This is a genomic window from Kitasatospora sp. NPDC041917, from assembly GCF_055589745.1.
In genome coordinates, this window is record NZ_JBVJBI010000091.1 from 1 (window position 1) to 3,985 (window position 3,985).

The following is a 3,985-nucleotide window of genomic DNA, read 5'->3' on the forward strand; positions in this document are numbered from 1 at the left end:
GGTGCCTCCCAAACTCGTGAACATCGACCTGCCCGCCAGCAGGGCGCCTCCCGAGCTCATCGACAAACGACTCCCGTTCTCGCGTACAAAGCCACTCGATGTGACCGTGAAGGGGAAGTCTGCGCCCCCGGTGGTGTGCGACATCCCGTGAGTTCTCCTGAGCCCCGCTGGGCGACCGAGGCCGTGGCCAGGGGCTTCTTCCTCCTTCGAGTGCTCCGCTGGGCTTTGACGCAACTTCGGGATTCCTGAAGCGTTCTCAGCTCGTGCGACCGATCTGCGGTCCGGTCGAAGGCGAGGAGGCGCGAGTCGGCGGCGCTGGCAGTGGTGAGGGACCTGCGCGAGTACCGGGATCCGGTCTCGGCAGAGGAACTGGAACGGTTCGAGACCGACGTACTGGCCGGCTTCGTGCTCGCACGGGCATCGGCGGGGCTGACGGACGGCACGATCCGCGGGGATGTCGGGCATCTGGAGCAGGTGCGGACCTGGTTCGGCCGCCCCTTGTGGGACTTGGAGCCGGCCGACGCGGACGCATACTTCGGGCGGGTGCTGCGGGGCTCGCCCAGCGGTACCCGCCCGGCCCGTTCCCAGGCCCTGAGCACGTACTTCTTGTTCCTGGAGCTACGACACAAGGTCGAGATCCATCGGATGACCGGCCAGGTCGTCGAGTGCCCGATCGACGAGATGAACCGCCCGCGCGGCTCCAAGGACGCCCAACTGCGGATCCCGCCGACCGCTCCGGAGGTCGGCCAACTGTTCACCGGCTGGGGCGGCGACCTGCCGCAAGTTCGCCCCAACCGCCAGGAACTACACCGCCGCGAAGCTGATGTCCCAGGTCGGGCTGCGGGTGAGCGAGGCATGCGGGCTCGACCTCACCGACATCAAGTGGCTTTTGGGCCGGTTCGGCAAGCTCCACGTCCGCCTCGGCAAGGACGCCCGAGGCTCGGGGCCGCGCGAGCGGATGGTGCCGCTGATCAACGGCGCGGACCGGACGCTGCGGTGGTTCATCGAGGACGTCTGGGGCCAGTTCGACGACGACCACACCCGCCCCGGCACCCCGCTGTTCCCCTCCGAGCGTAAGAACACCGACGGGTCGGCGACGACGCCCTGCGGAACGGCCTGGCTGCTGCGGTCGTGGCTCATCTTCCGGGCTGGACAGAGACGGCACTTCTGCGCGTCCGAGCTCTATGCGGGCGGCCTGGACCTGGTCGCAATTCAGGAGGTTTTGTGACATTCCTGGATCGCCACGACGATGCGGTACGTCCACGTCCAGCAGACCAGGGTGGAAGATGCCTGGCTTGCCGGGCAGCAGCGCGCCGCGAAGCGGCTGGAAGGACTCATGGGATGAAGTGGAACCTGCGGCTGACCGCCGCCAACAAGGGCGTCTGGAAGGCGTCCGAGCTGCAGCGGAGCCTTGCCGAGCACGGCCTGGTCATCTCGGCCGGGAAGATGTCTGGCCTGTGGTCCGGCCAGCCGGTCTCCCTGAAGCTTGAGGACCTGGACGTCATCTGCGTCGTGCTCGGATGCGAGATCGGTGACCTGCTGATTCCCGAGCCGCAGAAGGTCTCCCGCCCTGGCCAGGCCAACGAGACGGAGAAGATCGCGGTCGGTGCCGCGGCCACCCCGCCGACGGTGGTCCCCAAGCGCCGGGACGGCCGCTCGCTGCCGCCGGAGTGACCCGGTGGCCCGCTTCCCGAAGGGGTACGTCAAGCTGGCCGACTCCTGCGACAGCTGCCTGGCCTGGGGGAACTTCAGCGGTCGCCGCTGTCCGACGTGCTACATGTTCGGCCGGAGCCACGACGAGGCCCCCTGTGTCGGCTGCCGTCGGGTCCAGCCGGCGAAGTGGGGCTACTGCCGACTGTGCTGGTGCGAGGCCCGCCTCAGCGCCAAAAGCACAGGCAGCCGGCCCCTGGGTGAGACGGACGTGAGGTCGCGGCTCGGCGCTGTCCGGCACCACCAGCTCCTCTTCGTCGGCATGCACTACCGCAGGATGTCGGTGCCTCCTCCGCCACGATCCCGAGGCCGGCGGGGAGCCCCGCGCAAGCCGCCGCCCCCGCCGGCCTGGCGTCCGGATCCCGGCTGGAGGCAGCTACCGCTCTTCGACCAGGTCCCGCGCGACTACAGCCGCCTCGACCCGGCCGACGCTGATCTGACCAGCCCGTGGTTGGCCTGGGCGAAATACCTGGCCCATCAGCTGGCCGAGGCCCGCGGCTGGGGACGCGACATCCGCTTCGCCGTCAACCGGGGCCTGGCCTTCGTGCTCACTGGCTACGTCGAAGGCGACGTCATCCGTCACACGGAGATCTTCGCTCCCTTGAGGTCCCTCGACCTGAGCGTCGGCCACATCGTCACCGTCCTGGAGGAGATGGCCATTTTCCAGGACGACAGCGAACCCTCCTTCGAACGCTGGCTCGCCGAGAGGTTGGAGGGCTTCGCACCCGGCATCCGCACGGAGGCCGCACGCTGGACCCGCGTCCTGCACGAGGGCGGCCCGCGCAGCCTGCCACGCCGAGAGGGAACGGTCTGGCTCTGCCTCAACGGAGTCCGCCCGGCCCTGCTGGAGTGGTCGGACCGTTACGACCACCTACGGGAAGTGACCCGCGACGACGTCCTCACCTACCTCAAGGCACTGCACGGGCGCCACCGCCACAGCCAACTCGTCGCCCTTCGTTCGCTGTTCGGCTGGGCCGAGCGGAACGGGCTCATCTTCCGCAACCCCACCAGCCGGATCAAGGTCGGGCAGTATGAGTACGCCGTGCTGCAGCCGCTCGTCCCCGAACAGGTCGACCGGGCCGTCGCGGCTGCCACGACCCCAGCGACACGACTCATCCTCGCCTTCGCCGCGGTCCATGCCGCCCAGATCGGCACGCTCATGCTCGATGACGTCGACATCGGCAACCGGCGGCTGACCATCGCCGGCCGCGCTCGCCCCCTCGACGACCTGACTCTGAAGCTGCTGCTGGACTGGTTGGAGCGCCGGCGCACCCGCTGGCCGAACACGGCGAACCTCCACCTGCTGATCAACAATCAGACCGCGAACAGGACCACCCGGGCCAGCAATCACTGGATCAGCGCCGCAATGCGCGGACAGGCCGCAACGCTGGAGCGGCTCCGCGTCGACCGGCAGCTCGAAGAAGCGATGGCTCAAGGCCCGGACCCGCTCCACCTCGCCGAGGTCTTCGGGCTCGACGAGAAGACCGCCATGCGTTACGCGGACTCTGCGCGTGTCCTGCTGCAAACTGCCGCTGAGCAGCAACTGCACTGAATCCGCTCGACCTGATCGTCCCAATGAAGAGATCATGGGCAGATGTTGTCGACCGAATCAGCAGCCCAGGAGCTTCAGGACCGCGCCGTTCTCTGGAGTATCGGCGAGATCCGTGCAGGCGATGTCGTCGGTGCGGCCTGCGACGCACTCGTTGCCGGACTCGACAGCCCCGCTCTGCGGGTTCTGGCAGCGTGCACGCGCGCTGAGGCGGACTACGACGTGCCCGAGATCCTCCCTTCCGCCCTCGACGAGCTGGGCCTTGCCTTCTATCCAGTCGGCAGCATTGCCGGCCGGGAAGCCGCCGCACGGGCACTCGCAGGGCGGATGCTGGCCGGCGAGCTGACTCCTCGGGATCTCGCCCTCCGGATCCACCAGCGTTTTGGACACGAGCTACCCCTTGCGGAACGGCTCGCCGAGCTCGACGACGAGTACGACATGCTCGACTTCGGGGGCGGCAGGGAACCGTCGGAGGTCGACGCAGAGGTCACGACCGAAGCTCGCCGACTTGCCGACTACCCTCGTGTTTCACTCAAACCCACGGATGCACCGGCCTGAGGCACACCGCTCGACCCTTGGGTTCACGCTGAATGAGCTTCAGTTTTCGTGAACTCACGGGGCTCGACGGGGTTGATACCGGTGGGCTCGCGTATTCAACCGTCGCGAGTTGACCCACCTCGTTCCGGTATTGCTACTGAGCGTGACAGCCTTGGGGGGAGACTTTGG

Annotated in this window: 4 protein-coding genes; all 4 read left to right on the forward strand. The window is 68.0% G+C overall.

Translation table 11 applies throughout. The annotated features are described in order from the left end of the window. Window positions 1-823: 823 nt before the first annotated feature. The 4 genes from ACZ6EM_RS40185 (at window position 824) to ACZ6EM_RS40200 (ending at window position 3,817) form a co-directional block, all read left to right on the forward strand. Window positions 824-1,228 carry a tyrosine-type recombinase/integrase gene (locus tag ACZ6EM_RS40185; RefSeq protein ID WP_465774649.1) on the forward strand — a complete coding sequence of 135 codons (405 nt, stop codon included), beginning with the start codon at window positions 824-826 and terminating at the stop codon, window positions 1,226-1,228. Between the two features lie 113 nt (window positions 1,229-1,341). Then, a complete protein-coding gene (locus ACZ6EM_RS40190; protein WP_387631509.1) occupies window positions 1,342-1,674 on the forward strand; it encodes a helix-turn-helix domain-containing protein in 333 nt (110 codons plus the stop codon). Window positions 1,675-2,161: 487 nt separating this feature from the next. Next, complete coding sequence (locus ACZ6EM_RS40195; RefSeq protein ID WP_465774650.1) at window positions 2,162-3,262, forward strand: hypothetical protein; 1,101 nt, start codon at window positions 2,162-2,164, stop codon at window positions 3,260-3,262. 42 nt (window positions 3,263-3,304) lie between these two features. Then, complete coding sequence (locus tag ACZ6EM_RS40200) at window positions 3,305-3,817, forward strand: hypothetical protein (RefSeq protein WP_465774651.1); 513 nt, start codon at window positions 3,305-3,307, stop codon at window positions 3,815-3,817. The last annotated feature ends 168 nt before the right edge of the window (window positions 3,818-3,985 follow it).